Annotated in this window: 15 protein-coding genes; 7 read left to right on the top strand and 8 right to left on the bottom strand. The window is 74.9% G+C overall.

All coding sequences use genetic code 11. The features are described from left to right. Positions 1-12: 12 nt before the first annotated feature. Entirely contained in the window at positions 13-939 is a 927-nt protein-coding gene (locus NHH00_RS05580; RefSeq protein ID WP_253050877.1) for a DUF5996 family protein, read from the bottom strand. A gap of 107 nt (positions 940-1,046) precedes the next feature. Here NHH00_RS05580 and NHH00_RS05575 point away from each other — a divergent pair, with 107 nt between their 5' ends. Next, on the top strand, positions 1,047-1,736 hold the full coding sequence (locus NHH00_RS05575; protein ID WP_253050876.1) for a DUF6518 family protein: 690 nt from the start codon (positions 1,047-1,049) through the stop codon (positions 1,734-1,736). Between the two features lie 116 nt (positions 1,737-1,852). Here NHH00_RS05575 and pcrA read toward each other — a convergent pair whose 3' ends face one another. Beyond that, complete coding sequence (gene pcrA / locus NHH00_RS05570) at positions 1,853-4,624, bottom strand: DNA helicase PcrA (RefSeq protein WP_253050875.1); 2,772 nt, start codon at positions 4,622-4,624, stop codon at positions 1,853-1,855. A 121-nt stretch (positions 4,625-4,745) separates the two neighbouring features. On the opposite strand from pcrA, the gene NHH00_RS05565 reads away from it, so the two are divergent. Continuing rightward, on the top strand, positions 4,746-5,126 hold the full coding sequence (locus tag NHH00_RS05565; protein WP_253050874.1) for a VOC family protein: 381 nt from the start codon (positions 4,746-4,748) through the stop codon (positions 5,124-5,126). Positions 5,127-5,138: 12 nt separating this feature from the next. On the opposite strand, the gene NHH00_RS05560 is transcribed toward NHH00_RS05565, so the two are convergent. The 4 genes from NHH00_RS05560 to NHH00_RS05545 all read right to left on the bottom strand — a co-directional run bounded on the left by NHH00_RS05560 (position 5,139) and on the right by NHH00_RS05545 (position 7,481). After that, positions 5,139-5,621: a DUF456 domain-containing protein gene (locus tag NHH00_RS05560; RefSeq protein ID WP_253050873.1), complete on the bottom strand. Its 483-nt coding sequence runs from the start codon at positions 5,619-5,621 to the stop codon at positions 5,139-5,141. 27 nt (positions 5,622-5,648) lie between these two features. Next, positions 5,649-6,455, bottom strand: coding sequence for an alpha/beta fold hydrolase (locus NHH00_RS05555; protein WP_253050872.1), 807 nt, complete (start codon positions 6,453-6,455; stop codon positions 5,649-5,651). Continuing rightward, the gene (locus tag NHH00_RS05550) at positions 6,452-7,012 is read right to left on the bottom strand and encodes a PadR family transcriptional regulator (protein WP_253050871.1); all 561 of its coding nucleotides are present in this window, start codon (positions 7,010-7,012) and stop codon (positions 6,452-6,454) included. Before NHH00_RS05550 ends, NHH00_RS05555 begins: the two co-directional genes overlap by 4 nt. 103 nt (positions 7,013-7,115) lie before the next feature. Then, positions 7,116-7,481, bottom strand: a complete 366-nt coding sequence (locus NHH00_RS05545) for a hypothetical protein (RefSeq protein WP_253050870.1) — start codon at positions 7,479-7,481, stop codon at positions 7,116-7,118. 439 nt (positions 7,482-7,920) lie between these two features. Between NHH00_RS05545 and NHH00_RS05540 the strand changes: the two genes are divergently transcribed. The 5 genes from NHH00_RS05540 to cobA all read left to right on the top strand — a co-directional run bounded on the left by NHH00_RS05540 (position 7,921) and on the right by cobA (position 14,383). Then, entirely contained in the window at positions 7,921-9,675 is a 1,755-nt protein-coding gene (locus NHH00_RS05540; RefSeq protein WP_253050869.1) for a nitrite/sulfite reductase, read from the top strand. A 176-nt stretch (positions 9,676-9,851) separates the two neighbouring features. Beyond that, positions 9,852-10,565: a phosphoadenylyl-sulfate reductase gene (locus NHH00_RS05535; RefSeq protein WP_374614643.1), complete on the top strand. Its 714-nt coding sequence runs from the start codon at positions 9,852-9,854 to the stop codon at positions 10,563-10,565. Between the two features lie 8 nt (positions 10,566-10,573). Beyond that, positions 10,574-11,581, top strand: coding sequence for a sulfate adenylyltransferase subunit CysD (gene cysD / locus NHH00_RS05530; RefSeq protein ID WP_253050868.1), 1,008 nt, complete (start codon positions 10,574-10,576; stop codon positions 11,579-11,581). Next, positions 11,581-12,969, top strand: coding sequence for a sulfate adenylyltransferase subunit 1 (locus NHH00_RS05525; RefSeq protein WP_253050867.1), 1,389 nt, complete (start codon positions 11,581-11,583; stop codon positions 12,967-12,969). Before cysD ends, NHH00_RS05525 begins: the two co-directional genes overlap by 1 nt. A 10-nt stretch (positions 12,970-12,979) precedes the next feature. Further along, positions 12,980-14,383, top strand: coding sequence for a uroporphyrinogen-III C-methyltransferase (cobA, locus tag NHH00_RS05520; protein ID WP_253050866.1), 1,404 nt, complete (start codon positions 12,980-12,982; stop codon positions 14,381-14,383). Positions 14,384-14,391: 8 nt separating this feature from the next. Here cobA and NHH00_RS05515 read toward each other — a convergent pair whose 3' ends face one another. Then, positions 14,392-15,936 carry a hypothetical protein gene (locus tag NHH00_RS05515; protein ID WP_253050865.1) on the bottom strand — a complete coding sequence of 515 codons (1,545 nt, stop codon included), beginning with the start codon at positions 15,934-15,936 and terminating at the stop codon, positions 14,392-14,394. A gap of 53 nt (positions 15,937-15,989) precedes the next feature. Continuing rightward, positions 15,990-16,607 carry a LuxR C-terminal-related transcriptional regulator gene (locus NHH00_RS05510; protein WP_253051426.1) on the bottom strand — a complete coding sequence of 206 codons (618 nt, stop codon included), beginning with the start codon at positions 16,605-16,607 and terminating at the stop codon, positions 15,990-15,992. Positions 16,608-16,647: the final 40 nt, after the last annotated feature.

The raw sequence follows: 16,647 nt of genomic DNA, 5'->3' as shown, positions 1-16,647 counted from the left end.
GTCCCCGGGCGCTCAGCCCGGCGGGACCGGCCCGGTGAACGCGGCGAGGTCCCACCCGGCGGCCGTCGCCAGCTCGCGGTAGGAGCGCTCGAAGAACGCGAGCAGGACGGCGTCGGGGTCCGCCGCGTCGCGCAGCACCCCGCACGGGAGCACCACCTCGCGCAGGCCGGGGTCCCAGTACCCGGGCGCCAGGTCGAGGTCGGCCACCCCCGGCGGCTGCGGGTACGCGTACGCGTAGACCTGGTCGGCGTGCGTCGTCGGGTCGCCGGGCCAGTAGCCGACCGCGACGTTCTCCGCGTTCTCCGCGAAGCGGTAGATGGGCTCGACGTCGTCCGGCTGGTGGAAGGGCCGCCCGTTGAACAGCGTGAGCCCCAGGTCGAACGCTCCCCAGTAGAAGCGCGGACCGCTCGACTTGCCGTAGAACCCGGAGCGGAACCGCTCCATCACCGCCGCGACCCGCTGCACGGTCGCGAGCCACGTGCGCGTGAGCTCGCCGTCCCACTCCCCGACCGCGGTGTCCTGCTCGAACGGCACCGGGTCGGGGATCTCGCGCGGCGTCGACCACACCCGCACCGGCACGGCGAGGCGATCGAGGCACGCGAGGGTGCGCGCGTAGAAGTCGGCGACGGACATCGGCCCCAGCCCGACGGTCTCGGTGCGCCCGTCGGACGTGCGGAACGCGACGTGCTCCGCCACCAGGTCGATCTCGACGTCGAGCGCGCGCTCGCCGACCTGCATCACGGGCGTGACGAACCCGCGCGACGTCACGTGGAACGCGACGTTCCACCAGTGGTTGACGAACGGCGTGAGGTCGAGCACGACCTTGCCGACCACCTGCGTGAACAGGTGGAGCGGCCGGCGCGTCGGCCCCCACCGCCGCACGTCGAGGTCGGGCCAGGGGGCGGGCGCAGGGGCGGGGCGGGCGGCCGGCTGGGTCACGGGAGGCTCCTCGGGGCTCGGTCGTCCTGCCACGGTAGGACGCGTCCCGCTGCCGTGCCCGCCGACGGGGTGACGCCTGGCCGGCGCGGGCCGCCTAGCGTCGTGGCGTGCCCGAGACGACCTCGCTCCCCGACCGCGCCGACGACCGCCCGTCGGCACCGGACCGACCCGGCCGGGTCACGACGTCGTCCGGTCGCCCGTGGCGGCGCGGTGCGGTCGTGCTCGCCGCGAGCTTCCTGCTGGGCGGCCTGACGTCGTACGCCCAGGGGTTCCTGCCCGACGCCGCGGCGCCCTTCGCGAACTCGGCGAGCGGCTGGACGCTGCTCACCGCGCTGCTGGTCGCCTGGTCGGCGCGCGCCCCGCGCTCCCGGACGTGGCACGCCGCCGTGCTCGGCGCCGCGAGCTTCGTGCTGCTCACCCTGGGCTACGCCGTCGCAGCCGACCTCCGCGGGTACTTCTACGACCCGACGACGTTCGGGGTCGTCGGCGTCGTCGTCGGCCCGTTCGTCGGGGTCGCGGCGGCCTGGCTGTGGCGGACCGGCACCCCCGCCGCCCTCGGCACCGCGGTGCTCGCGGGCATCGGGGTCGGCGAGTCCGTCTACGGGCTCACGACCGTCGTCGAGACGACCGGCGCCACCTACTGGGTCACGATCGGCGTCGTCGCGCTCGTCCTGCTCGGCGGCATGCTCGCGCGCCGGCTCCGCGGCGCGCTGCCGGTCGCGACCGCCGTCGGGGGCACCGCCGTCGTGGCAGCAGCGTTCGTCCTCGCCTACCGCGCCCTGGGCACGATCGGCTGACTCGGCGGTCGAGCCCCCGCACCCCGAGAGAGCGGCCCCCGGCTCAGAGCCCGGTGCACGGCACCCGGTACGTCACTACCTCGGTCAGTGGTCGCCGTCTCGGCGCCGAGGCGCTCTCAGAGCTTGGTCACCGGCGAGTAGCGCAGCAGGAGGCGCTTGGTCCCGTCGGCCCCGAAGTCGATCTTCGCGACCGCGTTCGGGCCAGCGCCCTCGAGCGCGACGACGGTCCCCAGCCCGTAGGCGTCGTGGGTCACCTTGTCCCCGACTGCGAGGTTCGGCACGTCCCCGTCGGCCCGCGGCGTCGCCGACCCGAACTTCGCCCCACCGGACGGCGAGCCGAACGCGGCGCGGGCAGGGGCCGACGATGACGGGTCGTGGCGGGTCTGGCGGGAGCGGCCCGAGGAACGAGGGCCGCGGATGGTAGACCCGTCGTCGTCGGCCCCTGACCGCGCCCCCGACCCGAACCCCGACCGCGAACCGGACCACGACCCCGAGCCGCGGCCCCAGACCGACCCGCCCGCGCGCAGCGTCGCCATCGACGACTCGCGCCGCCGCCAGTCCCACAGCTCCTCGGGGATCTCCTCGAGGAACCGGCTGGGCGGGAACTCGTTCGCCATCCCCCACGCCGACCGCACCGCGGACCGCGACACGTAGAGCCGCTCGCGCGCGCGGGTGATGCCCACGTAGGCGAGGCGGCGCTCCTCGGCGAGCTCGGCGTCGTCGTGCAGCGACCGCATGTGCGGGAACGTGCCGTCCTCCATGCCGGTGAGGAACACGACGGGGAACTCGAGGCCCTTGGCGGTGTGCAGGGTCATGAGGGTGACGACCCCGGGGTCCTCCTTCTCCGCACCCTCGCTCTCGCCGTCGGCCACGTCCTCCGCGGGGATCTGGTCCGCGTCCGCGACGAGCGAGACGCGCTCCAGGAAGTCGGACAGCGTGCCCTCGGGGTCGAGCTCGGTGAACTCGGTCGCGACGGCGTGAAGCTCGGCGAGGTTCTCGACGCGCGTGGCGTCCTGCGGGTCGTCGCTCGCGCGGAGCTCGGCGAGGTACCCGGTGCGGTCGAGGACGGCGCCGAGGATGTCCGACGGCGTCGCGCCGGAGTCGGCGAGCTCGCGCAGCCCGGTCATGAGCTCGACGAACGCACGCAGGGGGTTGAGCGTGCGGTTGGTCAGGCCGGGGATCTCGTCGATGCGGGCGAGGGCCGCGCCGAACGAGATGCGCTCGCGGTCCGCGAGCGCCGCGACCGCCCCCTCGGCGCGCTCGCCGAGCCCGCGCTTGGGCACGTTGAGCACGCGCCGCAGGTTCACGTCGTCGTCGAGGTTGTCGATCGCGCGCAGGTAGGCCACCGCGTCCTTGACCTCGCGCCGCTCGTAGAAGCGCGTGCCGCCGACGACCTTGTACGGCAGACCGACGCGGATGAGCACCTCCTCGAGCGCGCGGGACTGGGCGTTGGTCCGGTAGAACACCGCGACGTCGCCGGGGCGCACGCCCTCGGAGTCGCCGAGGCGGTCGATCTCCTCCGCGACGAACCGCGCCTCCTCGTGCTCGTTGTCGGCGACGTAGCCGATGACCTTCGCGCCCGCGCCCGAGTCGGTCCACAGCCGCTTCGGCTTGCGGTCGGGGTTGCGCGAGATGACGGCGTTGGCGGCCGAGAGGATGTTCTGGGTCGAGCGGTAGTTCTGCTCGAGCAGGATGGTCCGGGCGTCCGGGTAGTCGGCCTCGAACTCGAGGATGTTGCGGATCGTGGCGCCGCGGAACGCGTAGATCGACTGGTCCGCGTCGCCGACGACGGTGAGCTCGGCGGGGTCGAGCGCGGGGACCTGCGCCTCGCCGGTGCCGCTCGTCGCGGCGTCGGTCGCGGCGGAGTCCTCGCCCACGCCCGCGAGCTCGCGCACGAGCACGTACTGCGCGTGGTTGGTGTCCTGGTACTCGTCGACGAGCACGTGCCGGAACCGGCGGCGGTAGTGCTCCGCGACGGCGGGGAACGCCTGGAGCAGGTTGACCGTGGTCATGATGATGTCGTCGAAGTCGAGCGCGCTCGCCGCGACGAGCCGCGCCTGGTAGCGCGTGTAGACGTCGGCCAGCACCTGGTCGAACTCGGGGACGCTCGCGCCGTGCGGGCCGCCGCGCGCGGCGAGGCCGTCGTCCGTCGCGTGGGCGCCCGAGTCCCGCGCGTACGTCTCGGGGTCGACGAGCTCGTTCTTGAGGTCCGAGATCTTGTTGGCGAGCGACCGGGCCGGGTACTTCTTCGGGTCCAGGTCGAGCTCGCGCGTCACGAGCGTGATGAGCCGCTGCGAGTCCGCGGCGTCGTAGATGGAGAAGCTCGACCGCAGCCCGAGCGTCTTGGCCTCGCGGCGCAGGATGCGCACGCACGCCGAGTGGAACGTGGAGACCCACATGTTGCGCGCGGCCGGCCCCACGAGCGTCTCGACGCGCTCGCGCATCTCGGCCGCGGCCTTGTTGGTGAACGTGATCGCGAGGATCTGCCCGGCGTTGGACCGGCGCGTGGCGAGCAGGTAGGCGATGCGGTGCGTGAGCACGCGCGTCTTGCCCGACCCGGCACCCGCGACGATGAGCAGCGGTCCGCCCGCGTGCACGACCGCCTCGCGCTGCTGCGGGTTGAGCCCGTCGAGCAGGGCCTCGGGGTCGAGGTGGGCGTACCGGCCACGACGCTCCCCCGCGCCCGACGCCGCGCCGTCGCCTCCCGGCCCCGTGCCTCCCCGGGCGGCGTCCCCGACGGGCGACCCGGCGCCGTCGGGCACGGCCGGGTCGTCGGTCCAGCGCGGGGCGGTCCGCGGGAGGCGGGACTCGCCGCCGTGGTCGACGCGCGGGCCGTCGAACAGCGTGTCGAGGCCGGGCAGCGGGAGGTTCTCGAAGAGCGAAGCCATAGCCCCTCCAGCCTAGGCGCCCCCGCCCACACCCCGTGCCGACCTCGCCGATGAGTCCGGTCGTCCGCGACGGTCTCCCCCGTCACGACCGCAGCACGTGCCGCACCACGAAGGAGACACCATGACGACGACCCACCTCACCGGCGTGCACACCGTCGCGGTCCCGGTCACCGACCAGGACCGCGCGCTGGCGTACTACACCGGGACGCTCGGGTTCGAGGTCCGCATGGACGGCGAGCTCCAGGAGGGGTTCCGCTGGATCGAGGTCGCTCCCCCGGGCGCCGCGACGTCCGTCGCGCTCGTCGCGGCGGGCGACGGCCTCCCCGCGGGGATCGACACCGGTATCCGGCTCACCACGACCGACGCGGCCGGCGACCACGCGACGCTCACCGCCGCCGGGGCGAGCACCGGCGAGCTCCTGGCGTGGGAGGGCGTGCCGCCGATGTTCTCGCTGCGGGACGTCGACGGGAACACGCTCTACGTGATGGAGATCCCCGGCTGATCCGACCGCGCCTCAGGTGAGGGCGAGGCCGACGCCCCAGGTCGCCGCCGCGAGGAGGCCACCCAGGAGCTGGACCAGGATCGTGATGCCGGTCGCCTGCATCGCGGCGACGGTCGCGCGCCACGCGGCGCGGCGGTCGCGGCGGCGCAGGAGCTCCGCGACGAACACCGCGAGCACGAAGCCGATGAAGAGCCCGATCACGGGGATCACGAAGAACCCGACGACACCCGCGATCCCGCCCCACACCAGGGTCGACCAGGGGACCTCCGCCCGGCGCATGTGGCGGCCCGCGAGGACGTACTGCGACACCTCGGCGGCGACCACGAGCACGGCGGCGACCGCGAAGACCACCCACGCGGCGGTGCCGCCCGTGACGATCGCCCACACGAGGACCGCGCCGAGCACGAGCACGTTCCCGGGCAGGACCTGCACGACGATCCCGACCAGCCCGACCAGGATCGCCAGCCCGACGAGGACCTCTCCACCGACGCTCACGGGGGAAACCCTCGCACGTCGGGCGCGCTACGCACGCCCCGCGAGCGGCACCAGCCGCGGGTGCGCGACGCCGTCGAGCACCCAGGACCGGATCATCGCGCCGAACAGGTCCGGGTCCTCCGCGCTCCACTGGTGGTGCATCCCGGGCGCCACGCGCACGACGGCGCCCGGGACGCGGCGCTCGATCGTCGACAGCGCGCTGCGGGCGGGGCGGAGGTCGCGGCCGCCCGCGACGGCGAGCACGCGGGCCCCGGACTCCGCGAGGCCGTCGGGCCAGCGCCCGCCGTAGACGTCGGCGAGCAGCCGCGCCATGGTCTCGCGGCGGATCGCGAGACCCGAGCGCACGAACAGGTCCCGGGACTCCGCGGGGATCCCGGTGGCGACGGCCTGGCCGCGCCAGTACCAGCGCCGGTCCCAGACCCGGAGCTGCGCGCGGCCGAGCGCGCCGGCGAGCCCGGGCACGCCGTCGACCACCGCGCCCGACGACAGGACGGAGCGCACGAGCCCGGGGTGCCGCGCGGCGAGGTGCAGCGCGACGACCCCGCCGAGCGACAGGCCGACGACGTGCACCTCCTGCCCGGCGGGGATCGCGGAGACCGTCGCGGCGACGTCGTCGACGACCACGTCGAGCGACGCCGGGACCTGGTCCCCGCGGCCGCCGAAGCCGAGCAGGTCGGGCGTCCACACGTCGAGGTCGTCGAGCGCCTCGACCTGCGGCTCCCACATCCACGACGCCACGGTGCCCCCGTGCAGCAGGACGACGGAGACGGAGCCGGTGCCCGGCGCGCCCGGGCGGCTCGCCGGGTGGTGCACGACGGCGTCCGGGAGGCTCACGGGAGCACCTCGCGCTCGGTCTCGTCGAGCCACGCGAGCTCGGTCCGGGCGTGCGCGAGACCGTGGCGCAGCGTCGCGAGCCGGAGGGCGAGGCCGCGCGTGCCGCGGACGCGGTCCGCGTCGGGGCCGCCGTCCGCGAGGACCGCCGCGACCCGCTCCTCCTCGGCGGTGAGCGTCGCGACCGTCTCCTCGGCCAGCGCGCGCCGGGACGCGAGCAGCGCCGCGACGCCCTCGTCGTCGAGCTGGTCGGCGAAGAACAGCCGCCCGAGGAAGGGCTCGCGCGAGTCCTCGTGCGGGAGCGGCGAGGCGAGCCAGTCGCGCAGCGCCGCGCGGCCGGCGTCCGTGATCGTGTGGACCTTGCGGTCCGGGTAGCTCTCCTGGGGCACCACCTCCACCTCGGCGAGCCCGGCGTCCACGATCGCGGCGAGGGTGCGGTAGAGCTGCGAGCGGTCGGCCGCCCAGAAGTGGCGGACCGAGGAGTCGAACGCGCGCTTGAGGTCGTAGCCCGTCATGGGCCGCACCGTGAGGAGCCCGAGCACGAGATATCGAAGGACCATGCGACTAGTGGACCATGCACCTAGTCGCGCGTCAACACCTCGGGGGACGACGAAAGCCCGCCGACGGACGATCCGTCGACGGGCCCCGGCCGGGTCGCTGCGGTCAGTTCCAGAAGACCGCGACGAGGATGTTGACGAGGGTCAGGCCACCGATGGCGTGCTTGACGCCCGGCGCCACGGCGCCGTCGGCCGCCTTGGCCCCCTGGCGCTTGGCGACGAACGCCAGGACGGCGATGACCAGGGCGATGACCAGCTTGACGCCGATCTTGGCCATGTCGGGGCCGCCGTCACCCCAGACGGACGCCTCGCCGATCCCGACCATGGCGATCCCCGCGACGAGCGCGGTGAGCGCGCCGTGGAAGACGCCCTTGTACAGGCCCGGCGAGCGCAGGGACGCGAGGTAGCCGCCGAGGACGATGGCCCACCCGATGAAGTGCAGCGCGACGAAGACGTTGTAGAGGAACTCCATGACCCCATCCTATTTGCTGACGCTCCTGTCGTGAAACTTTGCACAAGGTGGCCCGTCGCGTCGCCCGCCGCTCGCCCGACAGCCGGCGAGGGGCCGGATGGCTCGACAAACTGGACTCATCCAGTCTAGTATTTCAGGTTTCCCACCATGCGGACGAGGGGTGTCCACCACGCTGGACCGCGGCTATCGTTCTGCGCATGACCACGGCAGCCCGCACCCTCCTCGTGACCTCGCGTCACGGGATGCCGGCGTGCGCGCACACGTGTCTCAGCTGTTGTCGCTGAACCGCGCCCGACTCAGCGCGAGCCCGCACGCTCGCCTCTCTCCCCGGAGAAACCCTGAGAACCGGCGCGCGCCGTCGGTCCTCAGCCACTCGCACCCTCGCTGAGCGCTCGCCGTCGCGCGTCCCCGCCCCCGAACGAGGACACGAGGAACCCCGATGACGCAGGCCACGACTGCGCCGGAGACCACCGAGGACGCCGCCGCGCGACCTGGTCGTCCCGCCGGCGAGCGCGCCGCCCGGCCGGCACGCGCCGCCCGCCCGAACGGGCAGTGGAAGGTGGACGGCACCGAGCCGCTCAACGCCAACGAGGAGCTCAAGCGCGCGGGCAACGGCCTCGACGTGCGCGAGCGCATCGAGACGATCTACGCCCGCGAGGGCTTCGACTCCATCCCCGGCGACGACCTGCACGGCCGCTTCCGGTGGTGGGGCCTCTACACCCAGCGCAAGCCCGGGATCGACGGGGGCAAGACGGCGACGCTCGAGCCGCACGAGCTCGAGGACAGGTACTTCATGCTCCGCGTCCGCTCGGACGGCCAGGAGCTCGACGTCCGCGCGCTGCGCGTCCTCGGCGGCATCTCGCGCGACTTCGCGCGGGGGTCGGCCGACATCACCGACCGGCAGAACATCCAGTACCACTGGATCGAGATCGAGTCCGTCCCCGAGATCTGGGACCGCCTCGCGACCGTCGGCCTCGAGACGACGACGGCCTGCGGCGACACCCCGCGCGGCTTCCTCGGCAGCCCGGTCGCCGGCATCGCGGCGGACGAGATCATCGACCCGACTCCCGTGATCCTCGAGATCAAGCGCCGGTACATCGGCGACCCCGAGCTCGCGAACCTCCCGCGCAAGTTCAAGACCGCGATCACCGGGCACCCCAGCCTCGACGTCGTGCACGAGATCAACGACGTGTCGCTCGTCGGCGTCGTGCACCCCGAGCTCGGCCCCGGCTACGACCTCTGGGTCGGCGGCGCGCTCTCGACGACCCCGCGCCTCGGCGAGCGCCTGGGCGCCTTCGTCACCGAGGAGCAGGCGGCCGACGTGTGGCACGGCGTCGTGCGGATCTTCCGCGACTACGGCTACCGCCGGCTGCGCAACAAGGCGCGCCTGAAGTTCCTCCTCGCCGACTGGGGCACGGAGAAGTTCCGCGAGGTGCTCGAGAGCGAGTACCTCGGGTACCGCCTCGCCGACGGCCCCGCGCCCGCGCCGGCGACCGGTCCGGGCGACCACGTGGGCGTGCACCTCCAGAAGGACGGGGACTACTACGTCGGGGCCGCCCCCGTCGTGGGGCGCGTGGGCGGCAGCACGCTCACGGGTCTCGCGGACCTGGTGGAGAAGGTCGGCGCCCGGTCGGTGCGCCTCACGGCGCACCAGAAGCTGGTCGTCCTGGGGGTGCCGCCCGAGGGCGTGGACGAGCTCGTCGCGGGCCTCGAGCCGCTCGGGCTCACCGCCCGGCCGAGCCCGTTCCGCCGCTCGACCATCGCGTGCACGGGCATCGAGTTCTGCAAGCTCGCGATCGTCGACACCAAGGACACGGCCGCGCGCGTCATCGGCGAGCTCGAGGAGCGCCTCGCGGACGTCCCGTCGCTGGTCGAGCGGCCGCTCGACCTCAACATCAACGGCTGCCCCAACTCGTGCGCGCGCATCCAGACGGCGGACATCGGCCTGAAGGGCCAGATCATCACCGTCGACGGCGAGCAGATGCCCGGGTACCAGGTGCACCTCGGCGGCGGCCTCGTCGGCACGGGGCGCGACGAGGGCGGGCTCGGGCGCACGGTGCGCGGTCTCAAGGTGCCCGCGACGCAGATCGCCGACTACGTCGAGCGCGTCGTGCGCCGCTACGAGGCGGACAAGGACGGCGCCGAGACGTTCGCCGAGTGGGCGCACCGGGCCGACGAGGAGGCGCTCCAGTGAGCGGGGACCAGGACGTGACCACCACGACGGCCGGCACCACGCCGTCGGGCGCTCCCGACCCGCTGGCCGCGCTGCGCGCCGCGGCGCAGGCCAGGGCCGAGCAGCGCGAGAGCGCGAAGGCCGCGCACCACGCGGAGCGCGCACGGCACGGCCGGCCGAAGCGGTCGCTCGACGAGCTGCGCGAGATCGCGCGGCGCGGCGCGGGGCTGCTGCACGGCGCGGGCACGCCCGGCGTCGAGGGCGCCACGCGCCCCGAGGCGACCGCGGAGGAGGTCATCGCCTGGGCGGCGCGCGAGTTCGGGACGTCCGTCGCGGTGGCGTGCTCCATGGCCGACGCCGTGCTCCCCCACGTCGTGGCGGCGCAGATCCCCTGGGTCGACGTGCTGTTCCTCGACACGGGGTACCACTTCGCCGAGACGGTCGGCACGCGGGACGCCGTCGAGCAGCAGATGGACGTGACGATCGTCGACGTCCGGCCCGAGCTCACGGTCGCCCAGCAGGACGCCGCGCACGGCAAGGACCTGTTCTCGCGCGACCCCGGCCTGTGCTGCCAGATGCGCAAGGTCGAGCCCCTGCACCGCACGCTCGCGGGCTACGAGGTGTGGGTCACGGGAGTGCGCCGTGACGAGGCGCCGACCCGGACGGGCACGCCCCTCGTCACGTTCGACGAGAAGAACGGGCTCGTGAAGATCAACCCGCTCGCGGCCTGGTCGTTCGACGACCTGCTCGCGTACGCCGCGCGGCACCAGGTGATCCTCAACCCCCTGCTGAACGACGGCTACCCGTCGATCGGCTGCCAGCCGTGCACCCGGCGCGTCGCGCCGGGCGAGGACCCGAGGGCCGGCCGCTGGGCGGGGCTCGACAAGACAGAGTGCGGACTCCACGTATGAGGACGGGCATGACGACCATCGACCTGACGACCGACGCACCGGGCTCCCCCGCCGGTGCTCCCGCCGGCGCAAGCGCGGACGCGCCGGTCCCCGGCTCGGCGCTGCCCGGCGGGCGCCGTCTCGCGCAGCTCGACGCGCTCGAGAGCGAGGGCATCCACATCGTCCGCGAGGTGGTGGCCGAGTTCGAGCGCCCCGTGCTGCTGTTCAGCGGCGGCAAGGACTCCGTGGTGATGCTGCACCTCGCGGTCAAGGCGTTCGCGCCCGGCCCCGTGCCGTTCCCCGTGCTGCACGTGGACACGGGCCACAACTTCCCCGAGGTGCTCGCCTACCGCGACGCGACGGCGGCCCGCCTGGGCCTGCGGCTCGAGGTCGCGAGCGTCCAGGACTACCTCGACGACGGCCGCCTGCGCGAGCGCGCGGACGGGACGCGCAACCCCCTGCAGACGCAGCCGCTGCTCGACGCGATCTCGGGGCACAAGTTCGACGCCGTGTTCGGCGGCGGCCGGCGCGACGAGGAGAAGGCGCGCGCCAAGGAGCGCGTGTTCTCGCTGCGCGACGAGTTCGGCCAGTGGGACCCGCGCAACCAGCGCCCTGAGCTGTGGAACCTCTACAACGGGCGCCACCGGCCCGGCGAGCACGTCCGCGTGTTCCCGCTGTCGAACTGGACCGAGCTCGACGTGTGGCGCTACATCGCACGCGAGCGCATCGAGCTCCCCGAGCTCTACTACGCGCACGAGCGCGAGGTGTTCGACCGCGACGGGATGCTGCTCGCCGTCGGGCCGTACTCGGAGCCCCGCACGGACGCCGAGGCCGCGTCGCGGCGGACCGAGACGGTGCGCTACCGGACCGTCGGCGACATGTCGTGCACCGGCGCCGTGCGGTCGGACGCGACGGGCGTCGAGGACGTCATCGCCGAGGTCGCCGCGACGCGCATCACCGAGCGCGGCGCGACCCGCGCCGACGACCGCCTCTCCGAGGCCGCCATGGAGGACCGCAAGAAGGAGGGGTACTTCTGATGGGCACCCAGACCAGCACCGGCGCCGCCACCGAGGGCACGACCGTCCCGCTCGACGACGCGCGCCGCGGCACGCTGCTGCGCCTCGCGACGGCGGGCTCCGTCGACGACGGCAAGTCCACGCTCGTGGGCCGCCTCCTCTTCGACTCGAAGTCCGTGCTCGCGGACCAGCTCGACGCCGTCGAGCGCGTCTCGCGCGACCGCGGCCTCGAGTCGGCCGACCTCGCGCTCCTCACGGACGGACTGCGCGCCGAGCGCGAGCAGGGCATCACGATCGACGTGGCGTACCGGTACTTCGCGACCGCGCGCCGGTCGTTCATCCTCGCCGACTGCCCCGGGCACGTGCAGTACACGCGCAACACCGTCACGGGAGCGTCGACGGCGGACGTCGTCGTGCTGCTCATCGACGCGCGCAAGGGCCTGCTCGAGCAGACGCGCCGCCACCTCGCGGTCGCGAGCCTCCTGCGCGTGCCCCACGTCGTCGTCGCGGTCAACAAGATCGACCTCGTCGACTACAGCGAGGCCCGGTACGAGGAGCTCGCGGCGGACATCCGCACGGCCGCGACCTCGCTCGGCGTCGGCGACGTGCACACCATCCCGGTGTCCGCGCTCGTGGGCGACAACGTGGTGGACCGCGCGAGCGCGAACACGCCCTGGTACGACGGCCCGAGCCTGCTCGAGCTGCTCGAGGAGCTCCCGACGGGCGACGACCCGGAGACCGAGGCGTTCCGCTTCCCCGTCCAGGTGGTCATCCGCCCGCAGGCCGCGGCCGACGAGCGCTACCGCGACTACCGCGGGTACGCCGGGCAGGTGGCGTCGGGCGTCGTGACGGTCGGGGACGAGGTCGTCGTGCTGCCGTCCGGTCGCCGCACGACCGTCGTCGGGATCGACACGGCCGACTCGCTCGCGTCCGGCGAGGTGCTCAGGGAGGCGTTCGCGCCGCAGTCCGTGACGATCCGCCTCGCCGACGACGTGGACGTCGCGCGCGGCGACCTCATCGCCTCCGCCGCGGAGGCCCCCGAGGTCACGCAGGACGTCGAGGGCACCGTCGCGTGGCTCAGCGACCGACCGCTCCTGCCCGGCGCGCGCGTGCTGCTCAAGCACACGACCCGCACGGTGCAGGCGGTGGTGCGCGACGTCGTCGGGCGGCTCGACCTCGACACCGCCGAGCTCGACCCCGCCGAGCGTCTCGACCTCAACGACATCGGCCGCGTGACCCTGCGGCTCGCGTCGCCCGTCGCGGCCGAGGAGTACGTCGTGGCCCGCCGCACGGGCGCGTTCCTGCTCGTCGACGCCCAGGACGGCGGCACGCTCGCCGCCGGCATGGTCGGCGACGCGCTCGCCGCCGCCCGGCGTCCGGCGTCCCGGCCCGGCTCGTACGCGATCTAGGCTGGACGCCGTGACCGCACCCGAGCACGAGACGTACCCCCTGGGCCTGCGTCTCGACGGTCGCCGGGCCGTCGTCGTCGGCGGCGGCCCCGTCGCGGCGCGCCGCACGCGCGGGCTCCTCGACGCGGGCGCCGTCGTGACCGTCGTCGCGCCGTTCGTCTGCGAGGACCTCGCGGAGCTGCTCGCGGTGCACGGCCCCGCCGGCGACGCGCACGGGCACGTCGCCCTGCCCGCGGACCACGGTGCGCGGCTGTCGTGGGTGCGGCGCGACTACCTCACCGGGGACCTCGACGGCGCGTGGCTCGTCCACGCCGCGACCGGCGACCCGGGCGTGGACTCCCAGGTCGCGGCCGATGCCGAGGCCGACCGGGTCTTCTGCGTCGCCGCGGGCGACGCGGACCTCGCGACCGCGTGGGTGCCCGCCGTGGCACGCACGCGCGTCCCGGGCGGCGCGTCCCGCGGTGGCCCGGCCGCGGAGGTCACGGTGTCCGTCAACGCGGGCCGGGACCCGCGCCGCGCCCAGCGCGTCCGCGACGCCGTCGCGGCGCTGCTCGAGACGGGAGAGCTCCCGCTCCGTGCGGTCCGCCCGGCGGGCACGCGCCCCACGGCCGACGACGACGCCCCCCGCGCCGGGGCCGTCTCGGAGCCGCTCGTGCGGCCGGTGGGGACGGTCGCGCTCGTCGGGGGCGGCCCCGGCGACGCCGGGCTGATCTCGGTGCGGGGACGCCGCCTCCTGGCGGAGGCGGACGTCGTCGTGGTCGACCGGCTCGGGCCGCGCGGCCTGCTCGCCGAGCTCGGCGACGACGTCGAGGTCGTGGACGTCGGCAAGACGCCGGGCCACCACCCGGTGCCGCAGTCGGAGATCAACCGGATCCTCGTGCACCATGCGCTCGTCGGGCGGCGGGTCGTGCGCCTCAAGGGCGGCGACCCCTACGTGTTCGGGCGCGGCGGCGAGGAGGCCGAGGCGTGCCGCGAGCACGGCATCCCGGTCGAGGTCGTCCCGGGCGTGACGAGCGCCGTCTCCGTGCCCGCCGCGGCGGGCATCCCCGTCACGCACCGCGGCCTGTCGCGCGGGTTCACCGTGCTCACCGGGCACGAGGACGTCGGCAAGGTCCCCGCCGCGACCGACCACACGGTCGTCCTGCTCATGGGCGTCTCTCGCCTCGCGGAGACGGCCGCCGCGCTCGTGGCGCAGGGCCGTCCGCCCGAGACGCCGGTCGCGGTCGTGGAGGACGGCTACGGCCCGCGCCAGCGCACGACCGTCGGCACCCTCGCGACCATCGCCGACCGCGCGCGCGAGGCGGGCGTCCGCCCGCCGGCCGTGACCGTCGTCGGCGACGTGGTGACCCTCTCCCCCGCCTGGCCCGCCGACGCCGCCCACGACGGCCACGGCGCGCGTCGCCGCTCCGGGTAGCCGCGGGCTCAGCCTCCCGGTCGCGCCGGGTCGTCGTGCGGGACCAGCACCCGCACGCCCGGGCGGTCGAGCACGGTCGTCGTCGCCTCGTCGAGAGCCCGCCACGTCTCGTCGCTGAACCCGTCGCCGGTCGTCCGCACGAGGACGGCGGACGTCCCCGAGGTCAGGTAGCGCAGCGCCTCGGCCTGCCAGGCGAGGTTCCGACGGCGCGGGACGGCCTCCCCGTCGGCGTCGCGCGCGCCGAGGTCGTAGGTGTACCCCGAGAGGTCCACCGGGAGCTCGCAGCCGCGCTCCAGGTCGCGGCTCAGCACGTCGAGGACGGCCAGCATCCCGGGGGAGTCGGCGCGCACGCAGCCGTCGTCCGGGAGCCGGGCCGCGACCTCGGCCGTCGGGAGGGGCACGAAGCGGGGCGCGGTCAGCACGGCCGCCACCAGGAGGGCTCCCGCCCCGGCGCTCAGGACCGTCCCCGCCACGACCCGGCCCGGGCGCGGCAGGAGCGAGCACGCCGCTGCCAGGACGAGGACCAGGGCGGGCGCCGGGAAGGCGGCGTACTGCGCGTACGCGGACGGCGCGGCCAGCAGCACGCCGACCTGCGCCACGAGCAGCACGACCCAGAGCCGTCCCCGCCGCCCGGCCCAGGCGACGACCGCCGCGACGGTCAGCAGCACCAGCACGGTCCAGACGGCCGCGACCTGGGCCCGGTGCGACACGAGCTCCTCGAGACCTCCCGTCCCCGTGATCCACACGAGCCGCTGCTCGAGGTCTTTCGGCTCCCGCGGCCGGCCGAGCTGGGAGAGCACCACCATGCGGACCATGTCCGGGCCCGCGGCGAGGAGGAACGGCAGCAGCACGGTCGCCAGCGCGACGACGGCGCCCGCGGCGGCGCGGGCGGCGGTGCGCCACCCGGCGACGGCCAGGAGCCAGAGGAGCACGACGGCCAGCGGCACGACGCCCCAGATCTTGACCGTCGCGCCGAGCCCGAGGACGGCGCCGCCCGCCCACGCCCAGAGACGCCCGTTGCCGGTGCCCTCCCGGCGTGCGTCGAGGCCCCGGAGCAGCAGCACGACCCCGCCGAGCAGGCACAGGGAGCCCAGGGGCTCGAGCAGCGTGAGGCGCTCGGCCCACGCCGCGGCGTAGGACACCGCGTACAGGACGCCGCCCACGACCGCGGCCGTCGCGCCCCACCGGCGCGCGACGCGCGTCACGAGCACGGCGTTGGCCGCGCCGACGAGCATGAGGCCGACGCGCGCGGCGACCAGGGCGTGGTCGTCGCTCGTCCATGCGGTGAGCCCCGCGAAGGGCGTCAGGGCGAGCATCGAGCCGGGCGGGTGCAGCAGCAGGAAGTCCCGGTAGGGCAGGCGGCCGTGCACGAACGCCACCGCCGCCGAGAAGTACACGCCGTCGTCGTACCCGCGGTACGCACCGACCCCGGCCGAGCCGCCGACGAGGTGCCACCGCACCGCGAACGCCAGCACCGCCACGACGGCGGCCACGATCCACCCCCACCGAGCGGCAGCGGGCTCGCGGCGCGGGGCACGGGCTGCCATGCTCACACCCGCCAGTGTGCGTCAGGCCCGGGGCGGGCGCGCGACACGGGGCGGTGCCGCTAGAGGAGGCGGCGCTGGGCCGCCCAGCGGGTGAGCTCGTGGCGGGAGGACAGCTGGAGCTTGCGCAGGACCGCGGAGACGTGGGTCTCGACCGTCTTGATCGAGATGAACAGCTCGGACGCGACCTCGCGGTAGGTGTACCCGCGCGCGATGAGGCGCATGACCTCCTGCTCGCGCGCGGACAGCCGGTCCAGCTCGTCGTCGCGCACCGCGACGTCGCCCGCCCCCGTGCCGAACGCGTCGAGCACGAAGCCCGCGAGGCGCGGCGAGAACACCGCGTCGCCGCCCGCGACCTGCCCGACGGCGGCCGACAGGTCCGGCCCGGAGATCGCCTTCGTCACGTAGCCGCGCGCACCGGCGCGGATGACCGCGACGACGTCCTCCGCGGCGTCGGACACCGACAGCGCGAGGAACCGCACGTCGCCGAGCACGTCGGCGCAGCGCTGGACGACCTCCGCGCCGCCGCCCCCGCTGCCGCCCGGCAGGTGCACGTCGAGGAGCACGACCGGGGGGCGCAGCTCGTGCACGCGCGCGACGGCGGACTCGACGTCGTCCGCCTCCCCCACCACGGTGACGAGGGCGGGGTCGAGGCTCGCGCGCACTCCCGCCCGGAACATGTGGTGGTCGTCGACGAGCACCACCGGGACGGGGCCGGTC

The organism is Cellulosimicrobium cellulans, from assembly GCF_024124905.1.
GTDB lineage: Bacteria > Actinomycetota > Actinomycetes > Actinomycetales > Cellulomonadaceae > Cellulosimicrobium > Cellulosimicrobium cellulans_G.
This window is presented reverse-complemented; position numbering and strand designations above follow the sequence as displayed.